The organism is Kribbella sp. NPDC051587, from assembly GCF_044453945.1.
Lineage (GTDB): Bacteria > Actinomycetota > Actinomycetes > Propionibacteriales > Kribbellaceae > Kribbella.
Window position 1 is genome coordinate 104685 of the sequence record NZ_JBITDE010000015.1, and the last position, 19051, is coordinate 123735.

The following is a 19051-nucleotide window of genomic DNA, read 5'->3' on the forward strand; positions in this document are numbered from 1 at the left end:
ATGTGGGCTACCGATAAGGTGTGGTTGTACAGCGGCAGGGGACTCGTTTTGCTGACCGTGCAGACTTTGTGCTAGTTTTCACAAGCACCAGCAAAGAACTTTGACACCCCTGACCCCGCCCACCCGACGATCTGGCCGCGAGACCAGGTCGCCCGCAGGACGGAACCACCAGATGGCTTCCTCGGCCCACCCCCCGAAAGTCGCCGGCCAAGTCACTCGGCACCCGGCGCTGGCAATGCTGCGCGGCGCATTGGTCGCGGCGCTCGTTGTCGGTCTCAACGCGGCCGCCGTGTCGGCCGTCGCTGCCGGCCTCAAGGGTCTGTGGGGCGCGCTGCTCGGGTTGCTGATGGTCATCGTCTTCTCCGGTCTCGGGCTGTTCGCGCTGCACCTCTCCCGGCACACCTCACCGCAGATGCAGCTGGCGATGGCGATGGCGTCGTACACCGGCCGGATCGCGATCTTCGGCGGTCTGCTGGCCCTGGCGATCAGCTCGGACAGCCTTGCCAAGCACGTGAATCTGACCGTGCTCGGCATCGTCGCGATGGTGGTCGTGCTGGGCTGGATGGCCGGCGAGATGTGGGCCTGGTCGCGGCTGCGGGTGCCGATCTACGACCTCGACAACGAGGTGAACCCATGACCACTGCCAGTAACGATGTCTGCGTTGTGACAGAGGTCGCGGGTGCCGATGTGACCCGGCGTGTCGCGGGCTGGTACCTTTCGGGTGCCAATGAGCGAGCACAAGGATCCGAAGCCATCACCCCGCAATTCGGGCGACGGCTGGCGGGTCCTGTCCTACTTGATCGGCGGTGTCCTGGTCTACGGGGGCATCGGCTTCGGGCTGGATCGCTTGTTCGGCACCCAGTTCTTGGTTCTGGTGGGCATCGTGCTCGGTGCCGGGCTCACCATCCTGCTGTTGAACTACCGGTTCGGGTCGCGGTCCTGATCCCTTCGGGGAACGGTCCGATCCGCACCGGGTCTGACGTTGTTGACCGCCATGCCCTGAGCCGCCCTGCCCTTTGCTACAAGGCGTCCGACTTGAGCACGACGCGAGAGGAGACCCGGTGATCACCGGCGTTCCGACCGAGTTCACCCCGCCCGGTCCACAGAGCTTCGACACCCCACCGATCATCGAAGGCGTGGACTGGTTCACCAAGCCCGTCCTGGTGGCCGCGCTGACCGTTGTCGTCATCATCTGGTTCTTCTGGGGTGCGTCCCGCAAGGCTGCGGTGGTGCCGAGCAAGCTGCAGTTCGCCGGCGAGCTGGGCTACAACTTCGTCCGCAACTCGATCGCGCGCGACGCGATCGGCAGCCAGGACTACATGAAGTTCGTGCCGTACCTGTGCGGCCTGTTCTTCTTCATCCTGCTGAACAACGTTGCCGCCAGCATCCCGCTGTTCCAGTTCCCGACCTTCAGCCACATCGGCTGGGCGTACGTGGCCGCGATCATGAGCTGGGTCATCTACAACGCGGTCGGCATCAAGAAGAAGGGCCTCTGGGGCTACTTCAAGCACCAGACGATGCCCGTCGGCGTCCCCGGCTGGCTGATGCCGCTGATGATCCCGATCGAGTTCATCTCGAACATCCTGGTCCGGCCGGTCTCGCTGAGCCTGCGGTTGTTCGCCAACATGTTCGCCGGTCACATCCTGCTGCTCGTGTTCGTCCTCGGCGGCGAGTACATGGTGTTCGAGTCCGGCAGCATCGCCCTCGGCGGCGTCGGCATCATCACCTTCCTGATGGGCCTCGCGATCGCCGGGCTGGAGCTGTTCGTCCAGTGCATCCAGGCCTACATCTTCGTGGTCCTGACCGCGCAGTACATCGGCACCGCACTCGCCGACGAGCACTGATCCGCAGTACCCGCACCACCCACAGACCCGTAGTAAACGGAAACCCGGATAGCCCCTATCCGTACTGAAAGGAAACACCGGAACCATGGTTTCTCGACTGGCCCTTGAGATGGGCGGAAACATCGCGGTCCTCGGTTACGGCCTTGCGGCGATCGGCCCGGGCGTCGGCGTCGGCCTGATCTTCGCGGCCGTCATCAACGGCACCGCGCGTCAGCCGGAGGCTCAGAACAAGCTGCAGTCGATCGCGTGGATCGGCTTCGGCGTCACCGAGGTCCTCGCGATCATCGGTATCGCCCTGGCGTTCGTGTTCCAGAAGGCCTGACCCACACCCCTGACTGACAGGATCACGACATGTTGACGTTGGTGCTACCGCTGGCTGAAGCAGCGGGCGAGGAAACCCCTAGCCCGTTGATGCCGCACACCGCCGAGATCATCTTCGGTTTCGTCTTCCTGATCCTGCTGGCCATCGCCTTCGCCAAGGTCGTCGTTCCGAAGTTCGAGAAGGCGTACGCCGATCGGACCGCGGCGATCGAAGGCGGGATGAACGAGGCCAAGCAGGCCCAGGCCGAGGCGAAGGCGGCTTTGGAGAAGTACAACGCGCAGCTGGCCGAGGCCCGCTCGGAGGCTGCGAAGATCCGTGAGGACGCGCGTGAGCAGGGTGCGCAGATCATCGCGGAGATGCGCGAGCAGGCGAACGTCGAGGCCGAGCGGATCGTGACGCACGCGCGGACCCAGATCGACGCCGAGCGGACGCAGGCGGTCGCTTCGTTGCGCACCGAGGTCGGGACGATGGCGACCACGCTGGCCGGCCGCATCGTCGGGGAGTCGCTGGAGGACGAGGCCCGGCAGCGCCGGACCGTCGAGCGCTTCCTGTCCGAGCTCGAGGCATCGGAGTCGGCGCGCGCGGCCGTCGGAACGGACGGCTGATGCGCGGGGCATCGAACCAGTCGCTCGCCAAGGCCCAGGAGGCCCTGGCGAGTGGTGCGGTCGCGGAGGGGCTGGGCGCCGAGTTGTTCTCGGTGGCACGGCTGCTGGACGGCACCGGTGCACTGCGCCGCGCGCTGACCGACCCCGCCCGTTCGCAGGACCAGCGGGTGTCGCTCGTCCAGCAGTTGTTCGGCGGCAAGATCTCCGCCCAGGCGCAGGAGATCCTGACCATCGCCGTGGCCGGTCGCTGGGTCAGCGGCCGGGACCTCGGCAACGCGCTGGACGAGCTGAGCGTCGAGGCCGAGGTGGCCTACGCCGACAGCAACCGCAAGCTGGACGACGTCGAGGACGAGCTGTTCCGGCTGGAGCGGATCGTCGTGGCCGAGCGGGGCCTGAGCGACAAGCTCAGCGACCGCAACATCCCGGTCGCCGCCCGGCAGGAGCTGCTGGCCGGACTGCTGCGGGGCAAGGCCGACCCGGTCACGGTACGGCTCGCCGAGCGGGCCGTCGACGGCCGTGGACGCAGCTTCGCCGCGTCCCTGCGGTCCTACCAGGTCGCGGCCGCGGCCCGGCGCAGCGCCAGCATCGCAACGGTCCGGGTCGCCACCGACCTGTCCGAGGCGGAGCGCACGCGCCTGGCGCAGGCGCTCGGACGCCAGTACGGCCGGGACATCCAGCTGAACGTGATCGTCGACCCGAAGGTGATCGGCGGCGTGCGGGTGGACATCGGTGACGAAGTGATCGACGCAACCATCGCGGCCAGGCTCGACGAGGCGCAACGGCGCATCGCGGGCTGATCGCCCCCCTTAACGACACAACAGCGGCGCTAAGGGCGGCAAACCTCTTAGAGCCACAACAGGCCAGCAAGGGTCAAGGAAGCAGGAAACACGAAATGGCTGAGCTCACGATCAGGCCGGAGGAGATCCGGGACGCCCTGGATCGGTTCGTCACCGACTACCAGCCGGCCGAAGCGGCCCGCGAAGAGGTCGGCACTGTTATCGACGCCGGTGACGGCATCGCGCACGTCGAGGGCCTGCCCTCGGCGATGACCAACGAGCTGCTCGAGTTCGAGGACGGCACCAAGGGCATCGCGCTGAACCTCGATGTCCGCGACATCGGTGTCGCCGTACTCGGTGAGTTCGGCGGTATCGAGGAGGGCCAGCAGGTCCGTCGTACCGGTCAGGTCCTGTCCGTGCCGGTCGGCGACGGCTACCTCGGTCGTGTCGTCGACCCGCTGGGCGCCCCGATCGACGGCCTCGGCGAGATCGACGGCATCGACGGCACCCGGGCCCTGGAGCTCCAGGCCGCCGGCGTGATGGACCGCCAGGAGGTCCGCGAGCCGCTGCAGACCGGCATCAAGGCGATCGACGGCATGATCCCCGTCGGCCGTGGCCAGCGCCAGCTGATCATCGGCGACCGCAAGACCGGTAAGACGGCGATCGCGGTCGACACGATCATCAACCAGAAGGCCAACTGGGAGTCCGGCGACCCGAAGAAGCAGGTTCGCTGCATCTACGTCGCCATCGGCCAGAAGGGCTCGACGATCGCCTCCGTGCGCGGCGCGCTCGAAGAGGCCGGCGCGATGGAGTACACCACCATCGTCGCCTCCCCGGCGTCCGACCCGGCCGGCTACAAGTACGTCGCTCCCTACACCGGCTCGGCCATCGGCCAGCACTGGATGTACCAGGGCAAGCACGTCCTGATCGTGTTCGACGACCTGAGCAAGCAGGCCGAGGCCTACCGCTCGATGTCGCTGCTGCTGCGCCGCCCGCCGGGCCGTGAGGCCTACCCGGGTGACGTCTTCTACCTGCACAGCCGGCTGCTCGAGCGCTGTGCGAAGCTGAGCGACGAGCTCGGCGCGGGGTCGATGACGGGCCTGCCGGTCATCGAGACCAAGGCCAACGACGTCTCGGCCTTCATCCCGACCAACGTCATCTCGATCACCGACGGCCAGATCTTCCTGCAGTCGGACCTGTTCAACGCCAACATCCGCCCGGCCATCGACGTCGGTATCTCGGTGTCTCGAGTCGGCGGCGCCGCGCAGGTCAAGGCGATGAAGAAGGTTTCCGGAACGCTGAAGCTGGACCTCGCACAGTTCCGCGCGATGGAGGCGTTCGCGATGTTCGCCTCCGACCTCGACGCCACCTCGCGCCGTCAGCTGGACCGTGGCCAGCGGCTGGTCGAGCTGCTCCGGCAGCCGCAGTACTCTCCGTACGCGGTCGAGGACCAGGTCGTCTCGATCTGGGCCGGTACCACGGGCAAGTTCGACGACGTACCGGTCGCCGACGTGCTCCGCTTCGAGCGCGAGTTCCTCGAGTACCTGCGGCGCGACAGCAAGGTGCTCGACGGCATCCGTGAGTCGAACCTCTTCGAGGACGACGCCCAGCAGGCCGTCACCGACGCGCTGGCCGCGTTCAAGCCGACCTTCCAGACCTCCGACGGGCAGCTGCTCGTGGGTCGCGAGGAGACCGAGGCGATGGCCGAAGAGGACGTCGAGCAGGAGCAGATCGTCCGGCAGAAGCGGGGCTGATCGTCCATGCCGGCAACCCAACGCGAGCTGAAGGATCGTCGTGACTCGGTCACGACGATCAAGAAGCTCACCCGTGCGATGGAGCTCATCGCGGCGTCCCGGATCGTCAAGGCGCAGCAACGCGCCCAGGCGGCCGGTCCGTACGCGCGTGAGCTCACCCGTGCCGTGTCGGCGGTGGCCACGTTCTCGAACGTCGACCACCCGCTGACCACGGAGAAGCCGAACCCGAAGCGTGCCGCGGTGCTGTTGATCACCTCGGACCGCGGCCAGGCCGGCGCCTACTCGTCCTCGGTCATCCGCGAGGGCGAGCGGCTGAACCAGATGCTCCGCGAGGACGACAAAGAGATCGTGCCGTACCTCAGCGGCCGCAAGGGGATCGCGTACTTCACCTTCCGGCAGCGCGAGGTCGCGCAGTCGTGGAGCGGCGATTCCGACGCGCCGTCGTTCGCCCGCGCCCGGGAGATCGCCGACGCCCTGATCGAGTCCTTCCTGACCCCGACCGAGGAGGGCGGCGTGGACGAGATCCACATCGTCTTCACCCGGTTCGTGTCGATGCTGACGCAGAAGCCGGACGTCATCCGGTTGCTGCCGCTGGAGGTCGTCGAGGGCGAAGAGGCTCCGGCCGCGGACGACGTACTGCCGCTGTACGAGTTCGAGCCGTCCGCCGAGGACGTGCTCGACGGGTTGCTGCCCAAGTACGTCGCCAGCCGGATCCACTACTGCATGCTGCAGGCGGCGGCCTCCGAGCTGGCCAGCCGGCAGCGCGCGATGAAGTCGGCCACCGACAACGCGCAGGATCTGATCGAACGACTGACCCGCGAGTACAACCAGGTGCGGCAGTCGGCCATTACCCAGGAAATCAGCGAGATCGTCGGTGGCGCCAACGCGCTGGCTGACGCCAACGCCGGGAGCGAGTGAGAGAGATGACAGCGACGGTTACCGAGAAAGACAACAACGGCACGGCCGGTGCCGTGGGCCGGGTTGCCCGGGTCATCGGCCCGGTCGTCGACATCGAGTTCCCCGCGGACGCGATGCCGGAGATGTACAACGCCCTCGAGGTGGACATCACGCTGGCCGAGGTCACCACGACGATCACCCTCGAGGTTGCGCTGCACGTCGGCGACAACATCGTCCGGGCGATCTCGATGAAGCCCACCGACGGTCTGGTCCGGGGCGCCGAGGTGCGCGACACCGGTGCCGCGATCTCCGTCCCGGTCGGCGACGTCACCAAGGGCCGGGTGTGGTCCGTGACCGGCAAGTGCCTGAACCAGGACGAGTCCGAGTTCGAGATCACCGAGCGCTGGCCGATCCACCGCAAGGCGCCGGCCTTCGACCAGCTCGAGTCGAAGACCGAGATGCTCGAGACCGGTATCAAGGTGCTCGACCTGCTCACCCCGTACGTCCAGGGCGGCAAGATCGGCCTGTTCGGCGGTGCGGGTGTCGGCAAGACCGTCATGATCCAGGAGATGATCTACCGGATCGCCCACAACTTCGGTGGTACGTCGGTCTTCGCGGGTGTCGGTGAGCGGACCCGTGAGGGCAACGACCTGATCCACGAGATGGAAGACGCGGGCGTGTTCAAGGACACCGCGCTCGTCTTCGGCCAGATGGACGAGCCGCCGGGCACGCGTCTTCGCGTCGCGCTGTCGGCCCTCACGATGGCGGAGTACTTCCGCGACGTGAAGGAGCAGGACGTGCTGCTCTTCATCGACAACATCTTCCGCTTCACGCAGGCCGGTTCCGAGGTCTCCACGCTGCTCGGCCGGATGCCGTCGGCCGTTGGTTACCAGCCGAACCTGGCCGACGAGATGGGCGTTCTGCAGGAGCGGATCACCTCGACGCGTGGTCACTCGATCACCTCGATGCAGGCGATCTACGTGCCCGCCGACGACTACACCGACCCGGCGCCGGCCACCACGTTCGCGCACCTGGACGCGACCACCGAGCTGTCGCGAGTGATCGCGTCGCGTGGTCTGTACCCGGCCGTCGACCCGCTGACCTCCACGTCGCGGATCCTCGACCCGCAGTACATCGGCCAGGAGCACTACGACGTGGCCGTCCGGGTGAAGCAGATCCTGCAGAAGAACAAGGAACTGCAGGACATCATCGCCATCCTCGGTGTCGACGAGCTCTCCGAAGAGGACAAGATCACCGTCGCGCGGGCGCGCCGGATCGAGCAGTTCCTCTCGCAGAACACCTACATGGCGGAGAAGTTCACCAACACGCCGGGTTCGACGGTGCCGCTGAAGGACACCATCGAGTCGTTCAAGAAGATCGCGGACGGCGAGTGCGACCACATCGCCGAGCAGGCCTTCTTCAACGTCGGTTCGCTCGACGACGTCGAGCGGCGTTGGGCCGAGCTCCAGAAGGAGCTCTGACCTGATGGCCGACGACACCGGCAAGCACCTCGAGGTTGCGCTGGTCGCAGCCGAGCGGGTGGTCTGGGAGGGGCAGGCGACGATCGTCATCGCCCGCACCACCGACGGCGACGTCGGCATCCTCCCGGGGCACGCCCCGTTGCTGGGTCTGCTGCAGGGTGGCACCGTCCAGGTGCGGACCGTCGACGGGGAGTTCCTCGTCGCGGCCGCCCCGGACGGCTTCATCTCGGTGGCGAACGACCGGGTCTCGATCCTGGCCGAGAACGCCGAGCTGGGTCACGACATCGACCTGGAGGACGCTCGTCGCGAGCTCGAGCAGGCGCTCGCGACCGGTACCGCCAGCGAGGCCGACGCCGACGAGGTCCGGGCCGCGGAGGCCCGGGTCCGGGCTGCCGAAACAGCATCCTGAAGTTCCGCGGGTGGGGTGGGGCCGATCACGGCTCCACCCCACCTGTCATAATCGAAGAACGTCACTGACAGTACGGGTTCTCCGGCGGTGCCGGGACGCACGGGCACCGGAAATGGGGTCGGCAGGGTATGGGAACAGTCCTCGATGTCGTCGGGGTCTGTTTGGCTGCCGCCGTACTGTTCGTCATCGCTTTCGCGTGCCGCCGTCGCTGGTTGACCAGGGAGGGCGGCACGTTCGATTGCAGCCTGCAGTTGGCCGAGAAGGACCACGGCCGCGGCTGGGCCCTCGGCCTGGCCCGGTACGTCGGTGACGACCTGCAGTGGTTCCGCGTCTTCAGCCTCGCCTGGTGGCCCAAGCTCACCGTCAACCGCCGCCAGCTCGAAGGCATCAAGACCCGCCGCCCGATGGGCAACGAGCCCCTCGTCACGTACGCCGGTCACGTCATCGTCGACGCCGAGCTCCGTGACCGCACCGTCCACTTCGCGATGACCGAAGAAGCCCTCACCGGCGTCCTCGCCTGGATGGAATCGGCACCCCCCAGCACCCAGACCTACCTCTGACCCCTAGCTGGCGCACCTGATGCAGGTGCGCGCCGCCGGGCGTGCGAGCAGCCGCTCCGGGGAGATCGACGCGCCGCAGCGTTCGCACCGCCCGTAGGTACCGGCATCCAGCCGCTCTAGAGCCGCCTCCACATCAACCAGGTGCGCAGCGGCGGAGGCGAGCAGTGAGCTGGTCTGAGAGCGCTCGAAGGCGATGGTGGCACCCTCAGGATCATGCTCGTCGTCAGTGGCCGTGAGGCGACTGGCCTCGACGATCGTGCTGACGTTGTGCGTCAGCGACCCGATCAGCTCGCGGGTACGCTCGCGGTCCGCCACGAGGAGCCCGCGGACTTCGGTCAGGTCAGCTGTCACCCGTCCAGCCTCTCACCCAGCTCAACACCCGCGATCTAGAAGGCGCAGGTGTACAGGCTGGTGCCTGTGCTGGGCAGGAGGCGGGGGAGGGGGTAGAGGCCTACGGCGGCGAAGGTGAGGCCGGCGTCGTGGGCGATGGCGCGGGCTTCGGTGAGGATGCGTTCTTCTGCGGGGTCTTCGACCATGAGGGCCAGGCGGTGCGGGTGGCCGTGCAGGTCGGGGCTCCCGGCGCGCAGCGACTCCACTGAGTAGGCCAGGTGCACCAACTCGGGGTAGGTGCTGACTGTGCGCACCGAGGCGGTGGCTGCCCACGCGGCGTCTTCACGGGCCAGGATCTTCAGCGCATCGGTCGGGGTGCGACCAGGAGTGCGTCCGTGGGCGGTGTCGGCCAGGCCGGTCAGGGCGCGGATGAACTGGGCGTTCAGCCCGACAGACCGGCTGCGTTCGTAGAGGAGACGCCGTACCATCGCTGCTCGCTCGTGGACGACGGTCTGCCACTGGGCCCACTCGTGGTTGTCGAGCCGTGGCCGGCCGCGGTCGTCGAGCTGGGACAGCAGGTAGTGCAGCGGCGGCAGGTCCCAGTGGAGCACGGGTTGCCTGAGTTTCGACGTACGGCGGAACGCTCCGGCCAGCCCCGCGGTCGCGGCGCTGATGGTGGTCTCGTACGTCGACAACCGGGTGACGGCCGGTCCCTGCACGGAGAGCTTGGGGGAGCCACCGAGGGAGAGCCCCGAGAACAGTGCGATCTCAGTGAAGCTCTGGTCGCGGATCCACGGCAGCCCACTGCTGTGAACCCAGTGCTGTGTTCCCGTGCCGTCGTCGACACAGAGGTACCAGCCACTGTCGTCCGACACCGCGGCCGGTTCGAGCACGAACCCACGGACGTCTAGGGCGTCGAACAGCGTCGTGAGCTGGGCGCGGGCCAGGCGCACCGACCTGGTGTCCGGAGCCCGGTGCAGGGTGTAGCGCGGTGTCAGCGGCACGGTGGGCTCGGTCGAGACGCCGGCCAGGTCCTGCCAGCTGATCGGTTGGGACATGATCGCCGTGCTCATCCGGCCTCCTCGGTGACCTGGAAGCCGTTGTCGACGTCCGAGATCACTCCGGTGCGCCAAGCGAAGGCGACCGCGTGTGCGCGGTTGTTGAGCCGATGCCGCCGCATCAGCTGCTGGAGCACGTTCTTCACCGTGCGCTCGGAGTACTCGAGCTTGGCCGCGATCTCCTCCGTGCTGTCGCCCTCGGCCAGCAGCCGCAGGATGTCACGCTCTCGAGCGGACAGCCCGGACATCGTCAGCCCGTTGGGCTCCAGCACATCGCGCTGTACCCGCTCGAACTGCGCCAGCAGGTTCCCCTGGAGCCGCCTGGGCAGGTAGGCCTCACCCCGTCCGACCCCGAGCACCGTCTGCACCAGCTTCTCGCCACTGGTCCGGTTCCGCTGCAGTACGGCGGCGACGCCGTACTGCAGGACCGAGAGTCCGTCGAGCCGGAACTGGTCGCCGACGACGACACAGCGCGGTGGCAGTTCGAGGCGGGAGGCGGCCCGGGCCTTGCTCACGAAGGCGAGTGCGCGGTCGGTGATCGACTCCCCGATCACCACCAGTACGGCAGCCCGCTCGGGGCCGTCCTCGGTGAGAACGGTCAGCCGGTTGTCGGCGCGCAGCAGATCGTCGGCTCCGCGGGCGGAGACCGGATCGGAGGCGTGCACCGCGACCGTCGTCGTCATCGACGACCGCCGCCGGTCCAAAAACGAGTCCATGATTAGTGCCTCCTCAAGAAACGTTCGGCACCTTTATCGGCGCCCCAGACGCCCGCTGGCGGCGTTGTCGTCGTCGCGAGATGCTCCGCATCGCTCTCCTCCTCCGCCTTGCCAGCGAACGACTGGACCACCGCTAAAGGCACCAACGCTCCTTGAGGAGGCACTAGATGACTCCCGTCCGCAGGGCGTAGGAGACGGCGTGCGCGCGGTTGCGCAGCCGGATGCGGGTCGTGAAGGCGTAGATGATGTTCTTGATCGTGCGCTCGGAGTACCCGAGCTCGTGGCCGATCTGCTGCGTGTCCAGGCCGTCGGCCATCAGCCGGAGGACGTCGACCTCACGGATCGACAGTCCGGACGCGCTGTCGCCGTGGCGGTCGCGCACCTCACGCTGCAGCCGCTGGATCTGATCCACCGGATCGCTCTTGGCGCTCGCCGCCGCGATGACGGCGCGGAGCAGCTCGTCCTCGTCGGCCGCCTCCCGGGACACGATCGCGGCGACCCGGCACGTCAGCGCCGGCAGCAGTTGTGCCTCGTCGATCTCGCCGACGATCAGCACGATCGGCGCCCGAACAGTGTCCGCCGCCGCGCGCAGCAACTGCAGTGCCTCACCGGCCAGCCGCTCGACCGCGACGATCACGACATCGACCGGTACGCCGTCGGCGGTGTTCACCACGGCGATCTGCGGCAGCGGCCGCAGCACCACCTTGACGCCGGTCAGCGTGAAGGGGTCGGTCGCGTAGACGGAGACCCGGATCGGCTGCATACCTGCATCATTCGCGGGTCCGCTTCATGAACTCTCTAGGCGATCCGCGACCTGTTCGCGCGAGGTCGTCCCGAGCTTGCCGAGCAGCCGGGCGACGTGGGCCTGCACGGTCCGGTGCGGCATCCCGAGCTGCTCGGCGATCGCGAGGTTGGAGTGGCCGGCCGCCACCCGGCGCGCGATGTCGGCCTCCAGCGCGGAGAGCGTCCGCCGCGGTGTCAACGGGTCGCGGTAGACGCCGTACCCGGCCAGCCGGCGCATGGCGCGTTCGAGATCCCAGTTCGCCGACAGGTCGACGTACCGGCTGGTGCACTCGGCGAATGCTTGCCGGGCTGCCTCGCGATCACCGTTGTGTGCAAGCAGTACGGCGGCATCCTCCAGTGCGGTGGCGTGTTCGACGACCCGACCACACTGGCGGTAGTGCTCGGCGGCAGCGAGGACAGGGACCGGGTCCTGGCCTGCGAGTCCCTGGCACCACTGGTACGCCGCGGCGGCCCGTGCTGCCGGCTGCTCCCGCGCCGCCTCCGCCGCGCAGAGCACCAGAGCACGCCGTACGTCGTCGGCCGCGCCCACGTCGAGAGCGAGCCTGACGACCATCGGCAGCCACTGGTGCCGCAGCATCAGAGGTGCGTAGGCCGGGTCGAGCAACGGCTGCAGTACGGAGAGCGCTCGCGCACCTGCACCCCTCTGCTCGTGCATCTGCGCTCGCGCGACCAGCAGGAAGTCGACGTTCTCCCGCTCCTCATCGGTGGCCGGTACCTGGTCGCCGATCGCGTCGAGGATGCCTGCGACGCGCAGCCGGTCGCCACGCCGCCCGGTGATGTACGCCGCGACGCCGTGCAGGAGGAGCATCGCCGCCGGGGCCTCGCGCCGGCCGGGCAGGGTGATCGCCGTGGTCTTCTCGAAGAGGGCATCGAGCTCGGCGAGAGCCTCGGTCCACCGGCCGGTCCAGTAGTAGTGCACAGCGGCGGGAAGCTGGAGCTCGTTGCCGATCGAACGGGCGGTTGCGAGCTTCCGGGCGCTGCTCAAGGTGTCGTCGGCCGCGGCCATCCGGTCCAGGTTCTGCAGGGTGAACAGGCGGTTGTCCAGCAGGTCCAGCCGTAGCTCGACGAGGTGGTCGGCGTCGCCGACGACGGCGATCGCCGCGTCGATCTCGCGCAGTGCCGTTGCGTGATCGCGCCGGATACAGGCGATCCGCCACAGCGTCTGCCGGGCGTGTGCGGTCAGGTAGCGCCCACCACCCGCGGCCAGCGCCTGCTGCGCAATCGCCTCGGCAGCGTCGAGATCGTCGAGGCGCCCACTGGTGAAGTTCGCCAGTACGTAGCGGTGCCGTTGCCGCCACTCCTCCGGTACGTCGGGATCGTCCACACTGCTCGCGAGGACCTGTGCGGCGCCTTCGGCGTCACCGGCGCGATACCGCAGTACGGCGAGGAGCTGCTGCAACTCAGCGATGTTGGACGGGTCCTTGGCGAGGTCCAGCGCAGCCTGCACCTCGGCGACCGGCTTCTGGTCCAAGCGGAAGAGTACCCGCGCCAGAGTCACCGCCAGCGTCTCGTTGCCGGGCCGCACCGCCAGCGCCTTCGACAGCAGGTCCGCGGCGAGTACAGGTGCGCGATTGGCGACCTCAGTGCTGTTGTCGATCAGCCACTGCACCGCCCACTCATCAGGTGTCCCAGCAGCCGCTAGCTGCTCGGCCACTCGTGCTGCTGAGGCCCCCACTGCTGCCAGTCCCTCAGCCACGCGCCGGTGTCGTCCGGCGCGTTCTGCTACCGGGACGTCATCGAGGAAGACCTTCACCAGCAGGGGATACAGGAAGCTCAGGTGGGTCTTGTTGTCGATGAGCGCGGTGGAGGCGACGGCCTCCTCGAAGACCTCGACCAGCTCCGACGGCTGGCGTCCGAGGACCGCGGCGGCCTCGGTGACCGTGAACTCGGGACCGAGCAAGGCCATCCATTGCAGCAACTCGCGCGTCGCGGGCGAGAGGAAGTCGCCGATCCGGCGCGCGGTCAGTTCCAGTACGTCGGCCTCCGTAGCCCCCACATGACCGTCCACCAGATCCGGCGTACCGGTGCTGGTGTCCAGAGTGTCGGTCCGGATTGCCAGCCGGACGAACTCGATGATGCCGTGCGGATCTCCGTTCGTGGCCGCCACAGCCTCCCGTAGCCGGGGACCCGGCTCGGCCCCGAGCATTCGCCGTACCAGCTCGACCCGGTCCTCGATGCCGAGCGGTGGCAGCTCTGCCACCAGACCGCCCGCGGCGGCGATCGTCCGACGCAATCGCGCGAGTTCTGCAGTGCGCGGTACCGGCCGGGCGGCTGCGATCAGCAGCAACGGGTTGTGCTGGGACGCTATGACCAGCCGCTGCCACATCAGCACGCTGGCCTCGTCTGCCACCTGCAGATTGTCCGCCACCAGTACCAGCGGCCCTTGTGAGCAGAGCTCCTCCACCCGCGCAACCAGCTGCTCAGTCGTGGCGGCGTGGCCTCCCAGACAGTCGACGATCAGCTGCAACGGCTCGGCCCCCGCTGCCGCCTCTGCCCAGCCGATCGGACAGTCCACGTCGGCGAGTGCCTGGAAGAGCAGTTCGGACTTGCCGATCGCCAGCGCCTCGATCCAGGCCGCTCCTCCCTTGCCTGCTTGGAGATTGCCGAGCAGCTCGCGTAACTGTCCCAGTTCGCGGTCCCTACCGACGTACAGGACCTGCTCCTTCTGCTCCAGCCGGCGGGCGACCCAGGTGGGGAGGACCCGCAGAGGTGCTGAGCGGCTGAGCTCGGGGTCCTGCGCGAGGATGCGCGCGTGCAACTGCTGGAGCTCGGGGCCTGGCTCGGTGCCCAGCTCCTCGATCAGCTGAGTCCGCGCGTCCCGGAAGACCTTCAGAGCGGCCGCATGCTGACCAGCTCGGGCCAGCGCGAGCATCTGCAGCTCGCGGAACCGTTCACGCAACGGATACTGCTGAGCCAGTGCGCCAAGCTCAGCAGCAAGCCACGCATCGGCACCGAGTTCGAGGAGCGCCTCAGCTCGCAACTCGTGAGCTGCCAGCCGCAGCTCACTCAGCCTGATGCGCTCCTGCTCGGCATAGGGCCCCGGTACGCCGGACAGCGCGTCGCCGTTCCACAGCTGCAGTGCCTCTCCCAGTACGGCGACCCGCTGCGTGCAGTCGGTCTCGCTCCGGGCCTGGTTGACCAGCTGCACGAATCGGAGGGCGTCGACGCGCTCGGGCCTGATCCCCAGGCTGTAGCCGTTCGGCCTCCTGGCCAACAGCTCACGCTCCGGGCCGAGTGCTTGCCGCAGTCCGGAGACGTACGTATGCAGGTTGCCCGTTGCGCTCGCTGGTGGCTGCGATCCCCAGACGGCAGCCACCAGCTCGTCCTGCGTCACCAGACCGCCGGCATTCAAGGCCAGCAAGGCGAACACTGCACGTTGACGGGTCGGCCCGAGCTTCAGACCGCTGCCGCCTCGTGCTGCGGACACCGGCCCCAGCAGACTGACACTCAGCTCGTCACCGCTGGTCGGCATGGCCGCACTCCGATCCAGCACTGGTCAGCGCCTGCATCCGCGTCCGGAGCCGCCAGATGTCGCTGACCGCACCGATCGTGCGATACCGCCGTACGGCGTCGTCGAGCGCCCGGTCTGCTTCCTCAGCTCGGCCCTGCTTGGACAGGAGGCACGCGTGGTCCGCAGCGGCGTGGCTGGCCAGCAACGTGAGCCCTTCAGCATTGCGCAACTGAACGGCGGCCGCGTGTACCCGGTCTGCATCTGCCTCGATCAGGCCGAGGCAGTACTCGCGCACTGCCTCCTGATCAGGTGACAGGTGCTCAGAAGGCAGTGAAACAAGGAGGTTTCGGACCCGCTCGACCTGAGCAGTACTGCCACCCCACAAGGCGAGAGCGATCACACGCGGCAGCCACCGTGACCACAGAGTCAGTCCGCTCACGGCGGGCCACAGCAGGTCGGTCGCCTGCTCCAGCTGCCCTGACCACTCCGCCCGCATCGACTGCGTCATCAGCAGCACCTGGTGTGAGTCGCCGTACCGGGCGTAGGTGTCGGCCGCGAGCTGCTCGTGCTCGGCAGCGGCGTCCCAGTCACCACGGTGCGCATCTATGAGAGCGACGCTGCCATGGCTGAACCCAGCACTGTCCGGCGACAGGTACGACGGCCGTGAGACGTCGCTGGTGAGCAGCACCTCCGCCTCGGCCACTGTGCCCCGCCAGTTCCCGGCCCAGTAGTGCTGGCCGGACAGCAGCCGGTGCAGGTCACCAGGCATCGCCCGGTACGGCGCCATCCGCCAGACCGCGTCCGCGTCGAGGAGGTCCGGCGTACCGATCTCGGCAGCTGTCTCGTCGTCGAGGAACTGGAAGCCGGCAATGACTGGGGCTCCGGACCGCGGTCGGACGTCGCCCCAAGCGAGTGCCTGGGTGAGGTGCCACGCCCGCGGTTCGTCGGCCAGTCGCTCGAGCAGCCGTTGGTGCCGGCTCAGCCACAGCTCGCGGACCTGCTCGTCGTTCAGTGCCTCGGTGACTTGTTCCAAGGCTTCCTCGATGCGGCCGAGCCGGTGGTTCACGTACGCGAGCACCCAACGCATCTCGGCGGACAGATCAGGCTCACTCGTCCGCGCCAGTACGGCGGACGCTTCGGGCCGCGGGTCCCAGCCCTGCCAGAACAGCAGCCTGGCCAGCATGGCGGTCAGCTGAGTGTCGGGGCGCGCCGAGCCGGAGCGCAGCAGGTCGATCGCGATCCCCGGCCGCTCGGCCGCCACCGTGCCGATGTGTACCTGAACCCAGTCCTGGGCCCAGGGCGCCACGGCCGGCAGCGCCGCGGCCAGCTGCTCTGCAACCCGTACGGCGTCCGCCCCGGAGCGGGCCAGCTTCTCGGCGTACTCGTGGTGCAGTGCGACGCGCATCGCCTGTGGAGCGTGTTCGTACAACGCGGTCCGCACTACCGGCTGTTGGAAGCAGACAGTCTCTCCGCTGGCTGTGAGCACACCGAACTGCTGCGCCTCTTCGATCAGCTGGTCCGCGTTCGGTCCGTCGAGTTCCGCCTTGCTAAAGGTCGTTCCGAGCAGCGCGGCACGTTGCAACAGGGCGCGAGTGGGTTCGGACAGGGATGACAGCTGATCGTTGAGCCAGGCTGTCAGCTCGCGGGACGGACACCGCTCCTTTCCCGGCCCGGCAAGGTCGGTGGCGATCGCGCGAAGGTAGCCCGGGTGCCCGGCACCCGCCCCGACCGCTTGACGGTGCTGGATCGACAGGGGCTCGCCCAGTTGCCGCGCAGCCAGCAGGACTGCGTCGTCCGCAGTGAGCGGTCCGAGTCCGATGACAAGGCCACTGTGGACTTTGCCCTGCATGGGTCGGCAGGCGGCGATGAGCAGGAGCGGGAGTTGGTCGGTCAGCTCACCGAGTCGGTGCCAGACCCGGACCGGCAACTCGTCCGCCCACTGAAAGTTGTCAGCGACAACGATCAGCGGACCCTGCGCGCAGAGCCGGGTCACACTGGCTACTGCCTGCTCTGGGGTGAGGGTCTCGGACACGGTCGCGTTGAGGAGCCGCGTCGGGGTCTCCCGGTCCACCTCGTCGGCTGCTGCCCAGAGCAGCTTGGCAGTGTTGTCGTGCAGCGCCTCAGCGAGCAGCGACGTCTTGCCGATCCCTGGCGCACCCTCGATCCACACCATGCCACCACGTCCGGCGAGTACGCCGTCCACCGCCGTACGCAACAGCTTCAGCTCGGCCTCCCTGCCGACGAACAGCTCCGGACGACGGATCGGTGTGGGGAGGCTGCGGAGCAGCTGCTCGTGCAGTCTGCGCAGCTCCGGACCAGGGTCGATGCCGGAGAGCTCCCCGAGGGTCGCTGCCGTCGTCTCGTAGACCGCCAGTGCCTCGGCGGTCCGGCCGCTGTCGTGCAGGGCACGCATCAACAGCGCGGGTAGCTTCTCACGCAACGGATGCTCGCGGCAGAGCACGGTCAGCTCGCCGACCAGTTCGTCGTACCGGCTGAGTTCTAAGAGGAGCTCCGCCCGGTCCTCCACGGCAGTGAGCCGGAGCTCGGTCAAGCGGACCCGCTGGGTCTGTGCGTAAGGTCCGGGCACACCTGCGAGCGGCTCACCTCTGTACAGCGCGAGTGCTGCATCGAGCTCTGCCAAAGCTCCCGGTACGTCGCCCGCCGCTCGGCGCTGCGCCGCGGACGACCGCCGTACGTCGAACTCGTGGACGTCGACGTGATCGCGGCCGAGCCGCAGTGTGTAGCCCGGCCCGGTCGACGCGAGCACTCCAGCACCGGAGCGCGGCGCCAGCTCGGGATCGATGATGCGGCGAAGGCCGGAAACGTAGGTGTAGATGCTGCCGTTCGCACTCGCCGGCGGCGCCTCGCCCCAGACAGCGTCGATCAGCTCGTGGCGGGACACCGGGTGCCCGGCGGACAGCGCCAGTACGGCGAGCACCGCGCGCCGGTGTGCCGAACCAAGCTCCAGCTCGTCCTCGCCGCGCCAGGCCCGGACGGGTCCGAGGACCCGGATCCGCAGGTCGGTCTCCACGTCAGCCATCCTGTCCCATCGGTGGATCTGATGTCGTCCTGCCCAAGATGCTTCGGTCCGGCGCTTTGGTTGAGAGCGAGTTGGTGAAATCGGGCAGCCGCGATGTCTGCTCGGGCAGGCTTGGGACCGATCCCGGGTCCGGCCCGGTGGTCCGGTGGCAGCATCGCTGACCATGGCGGCTCAGCAATCGGACGAGATCGGGTTCCTCGAGGAGCAGTACCGCGCGCAGTTCGCCGCGCTGCACGAGACCCAGCGCAGGCTGCGTGAGATCTCCTGTACGGCGAGCGCGCCGCGGCAGACCGTGGTCGTGACGGCCGGACACGGCGGTGTCGTCCAGGAGATCAAGTTCCCGAACGGCGCGTACAAGCGGATGACGCCGATCGAGCTGGCGAGCGCCGTACTGAAGACCATCGCCGACGCGCAGCAACAGGCGACCCGGGCCGCCGCCGACGTGATGGCGCCCTCGCTGCCGCCCGGCGTCGATGCCCAGAAGCTGTTCGCGGGCGAGGTCGACATCACCACGCTGATGTCGCGGGAACCCCCGAGCGCGGCGAGTCGTGAGGACGGTGCCTGATGCCCAAGAAACCCGGTGGTGGCAACGAGAACGGCGGCGGGAACGGCGCCACCGGTGGCAGCGGAGGTTCGTCCGGTGGCGGCTCGGGCGCGTCCGGAGGCAGCCACGACGAGGTCTCGGTCTACAGCACCGGCCTGCGCCTCTCCAGCCGGTCGTTCGACAACCTCAGCCACTCCTTCAAGAGCGCTGCCGCGCACGGCATGGACCTGACGAAGTACCGGCCGCTCGTCGACGGTTCGACCGACGAGAGCTGGACGAACTTCGAACCCGGCTACGTCAACGGCGGGACGACGTACGCCAACGCGATCACGCTGATGTCCACCGCCGTCGGCCAGCTCGCCGAAAGCCTGGTCCAGTTCGCCGCCTTCTGTGAGCAGGTCGAGCAGAACAACCTCTCGATCGGTCAGCACGCCTTCGAGGTCAAGGAACAGTCCTGACC

General features: G+C 68.2%; 19 protein-coding genes. 13 read left to right on the top strand and 6 right to left on the bottom strand.

Annotated features, from left to right (window positions below; translation table 11 throughout):
- Positions 1–172 precede the first annotated feature (172 nt).
- The 11 genes from ACIA49_RS36320 to ACIA49_RS36370 all read left to right on the top strand — a co-directional run bounded on the left by ACIA49_RS36320 (position 173) and on the right by ACIA49_RS36370 (position 8648).
- Positions 173–637 (top strand): hypothetical protein, encoded by a 465-nt coding sequence (locus ACIA49_RS36320; RefSeq protein ID WP_396382812.1) that lies wholly within the window; start codon positions 173–175, stop codon positions 635–637.
- A 90-nt stretch (positions 638–727) separates the two neighbouring features.
- A complete protein-coding gene (locus tag ACIA49_RS36325) occupies positions 728–943 on the top strand; it encodes a hypothetical protein (protein ID WP_396382813.1) in 216 nt (71 codons plus the stop codon).
- 118 nt (positions 944–1061) lie between these two features.
- Positions 1062–1844, top strand: coding sequence for a F0F1 ATP synthase subunit A (gene atpB / locus ACIA49_RS36330; RefSeq protein ID WP_396382814.1), 783 nt, complete (start codon positions 1062–1064; stop codon positions 1842–1844).
- Between the two features lie 85 nt (positions 1845–1929).
- Positions 1930–2166, top strand: a complete 237-nt coding sequence (gene atpE / locus ACIA49_RS36335; RefSeq protein WP_355468159.1) for an ATP synthase F0 subunit C — start codon at positions 1930–1932, stop codon at positions 2164–2166.
- Positions 2167–2195: 29 nt separating this feature from the next.
- Entirely contained in the window at positions 2196–2771 is a 576-nt protein-coding gene (locus ACIA49_RS36340; RefSeq protein ID WP_396382815.1) for a F0F1 ATP synthase subunit B, read from the top strand.
- Entirely contained in the window at positions 2771–3568 is a 798-nt protein-coding gene (locus ACIA49_RS36345) for a F0F1 ATP synthase subunit delta (RefSeq protein WP_396382816.1), read from the top strand. Before ACIA49_RS36340 ends, ACIA49_RS36345 begins: the two co-directional genes overlap by 1 nt.
- A 95-nt stretch (positions 3569–3663) precedes the next feature.
- Positions 3664–5301 (top strand): F0F1 ATP synthase subunit alpha, encoded by a 1638-nt coding sequence (atpA, locus tag ACIA49_RS36350; RefSeq protein WP_396382817.1) that lies wholly within the window; start codon positions 3664–3666, stop codon positions 5299–5301.
- A gap of 6 nt (positions 5302–5307) precedes the next feature.
- The gene (locus ACIA49_RS36355) at positions 5308–6219 is read left to right on the top strand and encodes a F0F1 ATP synthase subunit gamma (RefSeq protein WP_391547798.1); all 912 of its coding nucleotides are present in this window, start codon (positions 5308–5310) and stop codon (positions 6217–6219) included.
- A 5-nt stretch (positions 6220–6224) separates the two neighbouring features.
- Complete coding sequence (gene atpD, locus ACIA49_RS36360; protein ID WP_396382818.1) at positions 6225–7679, top strand: F0F1 ATP synthase subunit beta; 1455 nt, start codon at positions 6225–6227, stop codon at positions 7677–7679.
- A gap of 4 nt (positions 7680–7683) precedes the next feature.
- Positions 7684–8088: a F0F1 ATP synthase subunit epsilon gene (locus ACIA49_RS36365; protein WP_396382819.1), complete on the top strand. Its 405-nt coding sequence runs from the start codon at positions 7684–7686 to the stop codon at positions 8086–8088.
- A 128-nt stretch (positions 8089–8216) separates the two neighbouring features.
- On the top strand, positions 8217–8648 hold the full coding sequence (locus ACIA49_RS36370; protein WP_396382820.1) for a DUF2550 domain-containing protein: 432 nt from the start codon (positions 8217–8219) through the stop codon (positions 8646–8648).
- 3 nt (positions 8649–8651) lie between these two features.
- Here the strand turns inward: ACIA49_RS36370 and ACIA49_RS36375 are convergent, their stop codons facing one another.
- The 6 genes from ACIA49_RS36375 to ACIA49_RS36400 all read right to left on the bottom strand — a co-directional run bounded on the left by ACIA49_RS36375 (position 8652) and on the right by ACIA49_RS36400 (position 18047).
- Positions 8652–8999: a TraR/DksA family transcriptional regulator gene (locus ACIA49_RS36375; RefSeq protein ID WP_396382821.1), complete on the bottom strand. Its 348-nt coding sequence runs from the start codon at positions 8997–8999 to the stop codon at positions 8652–8654.
- Positions 9000–9034: 35 nt separating this feature from the next.
- Entirely contained in the window at positions 9035–10051 is a 1017-nt protein-coding gene (locus ACIA49_RS36380; protein ID WP_396382822.1) for a hypothetical protein, read from the bottom strand.
- Positions 10048–10752 (bottom strand): response regulator transcription factor, encoded by a 705-nt coding sequence (locus ACIA49_RS36385; protein WP_396382823.1) that lies wholly within the window; start codon positions 10750–10752, stop codon positions 10048–10050. The genes ACIA49_RS36380 and ACIA49_RS36385 overlap by 4 nt, the downstream gene beginning before the upstream one ends.
- Positions 10753–10915: 163 nt before the next feature.
- Positions 10916–11515 carry a response regulator transcription factor gene (locus tag ACIA49_RS36390; protein WP_396382824.1) on the bottom strand — a complete coding sequence of 200 codons (600 nt, stop codon included), beginning with the start codon at positions 11513–11515 and terminating at the stop codon, positions 10916–10918.
- A gap of 24 nt (positions 11516–11539) precedes the next feature.
- On the bottom strand, positions 11540–15028 hold the full coding sequence (locus ACIA49_RS36395) for a BTAD domain-containing putative transcriptional regulator (protein ID WP_396382825.1): 3489 nt from the start codon (positions 15026–15028) through the stop codon (positions 11540–11542).
- The gene (locus tag ACIA49_RS36400; RefSeq protein WP_396382826.1) at positions 15012–18047 is read right to left on the bottom strand and encodes a BTAD domain-containing putative transcriptional regulator; all 3036 of its coding nucleotides are present in this window, start codon (positions 18045–18047) and stop codon (positions 15012–15014) included. Before ACIA49_RS36400 ends, ACIA49_RS36395 begins: the two co-directional genes overlap by 17 nt.
- A gap of 163 nt (positions 18048–18210) precedes the next feature.
- Between ACIA49_RS36400 and ACIA49_RS36405 the strand changes: the two genes are divergently transcribed.
- Both ACIA49_RS36405 and ACIA49_RS36410 read left to right on the top strand, forming a co-directional pair.
- Positions 18211–18612 (top strand): YbaB/EbfC family nucleoid-associated protein, encoded by a 402-nt coding sequence (locus tag ACIA49_RS36405; protein WP_396382827.1) that lies wholly within the window; start codon positions 18211–18213, stop codon positions 18610–18612.
- Positions 18612–19049: a hypothetical protein gene (locus tag ACIA49_RS36410; RefSeq protein WP_396382828.1), complete on the top strand. Its 438-nt coding sequence runs from the start codon at positions 18612–18614 to the stop codon at positions 19047–19049. Before ACIA49_RS36405 ends, ACIA49_RS36410 begins: the two co-directional genes overlap by 1 nt.
- Positions 19050–19051 lie beyond the last annotated feature (2 nt).

Bases quoted from the DNA above. Each gene is read 5' to 3' on its own strand.
- ACIA49_RS36320 (WP_396382812.1), top strand. From the start codon at position 173: ATGGCTTCCTCGGCCCACCCCCCGAAAGTCGCCGGCCAAGTCACTCGG.
- ACIA49_RS36325 (WP_396382813.1), top strand. From the start codon at position 728: ATGAGCGAGCACAAGGATCCGAAGCCATCACCCCGCAATTCGGGCGAC.
- atpE (WP_355468159.1), top strand. From the start codon at position 1,930: ATGGTTTCTCGACTGGCCCTTGAGATGGGCGGAAACATCGCGGTCCTC.
- ACIA49_RS36340 (WP_396382815.1), top strand. From the start codon at position 2,196: ATGTTGACGTTGGTGCTACCGCTGGCTGAAGCAGCGGGCGAGGAAACC.
- ACIA49_RS36345 (WP_396382816.1), top strand. From the start codon at position 2,771: ATGCGCGGGGCATCGAACCAGTCGCTCGCCAAGGCCCAGGAGGCCCTG.
- atpA (WP_396382817.1), top strand. From the start codon at position 3,664: ATGGCTGAGCTCACGATCAGGCCGGAGGAGATCCGGGACGCCCTGGAT.
- ACIA49_RS36355 (WP_391547798.1), top strand. From the start codon at position 5,308: ATGCCGGCAACCCAACGCGAGCTGAAGGATCGTCGTGACTCGGTCACG.
- atpD (WP_396382818.1), top strand. From the start codon at position 6,225: ATGACAGCGACGGTTACCGAGAAAGACAACAACGGCACGGCCGGTGCC.
- ACIA49_RS36365 (WP_396382819.1), top strand. From the start codon at position 7,684: ATGGCCGACGACACCGGCAAGCACCTCGAGGTTGCGCTGGTCGCAGCC.
- ACIA49_RS36370 (WP_396382820.1), top strand. From the start codon at position 8,217: ATGGGAACAGTCCTCGATGTCGTCGGGGTCTGTTTGGCTGCCGCCGTA.
- ACIA49_RS36380 (WP_396382822.1), bottom strand. From the start codon at position 10,051: ATGAGCACGGCGATCATGTCCCAACCGATCAGCTGGCAGGACCTGGCC.
- ACIA49_RS36385 (WP_396382823.1), bottom strand. From the start codon at position 10,752: ATGGACTCGTTTTTGGACCGGCGGCGGTCGTCGATGACGACGACGGTC.
- ACIA49_RS36390 (WP_396382824.1), bottom strand. From the start codon at position 11,515: ATGCAGCCGATCCGGGTCTCCGTCTACGCGACCGACCCCTTCACGCTG.
- ACIA49_RS36395 (WP_396382825.1), bottom strand. From the start codon at position 15,028: ATGCCGACCAGCGGTGACGAGCTGAGTGTCAGTCTGCTGGGGCCGGTG.
- ACIA49_RS36400 (WP_396382826.1), bottom strand. From the start codon at position 18,047: ATGGCTGACGTGGAGACCGACCTGCGGATCCGGGTCCTCGGACCCGTC.
- ACIA49_RS36405 (WP_396382827.1), top strand. From the start codon at position 18,211: ATGGCGGCTCAGCAATCGGACGAGATCGGGTTCCTCGAGGAGCAGTAC.
- ACIA49_RS36410 (WP_396382828.1), top strand. From the start codon at position 18,612: ATGCCCAAGAAACCCGGTGGTGGCAACGAGAACGGCGGCGGGAACGGC.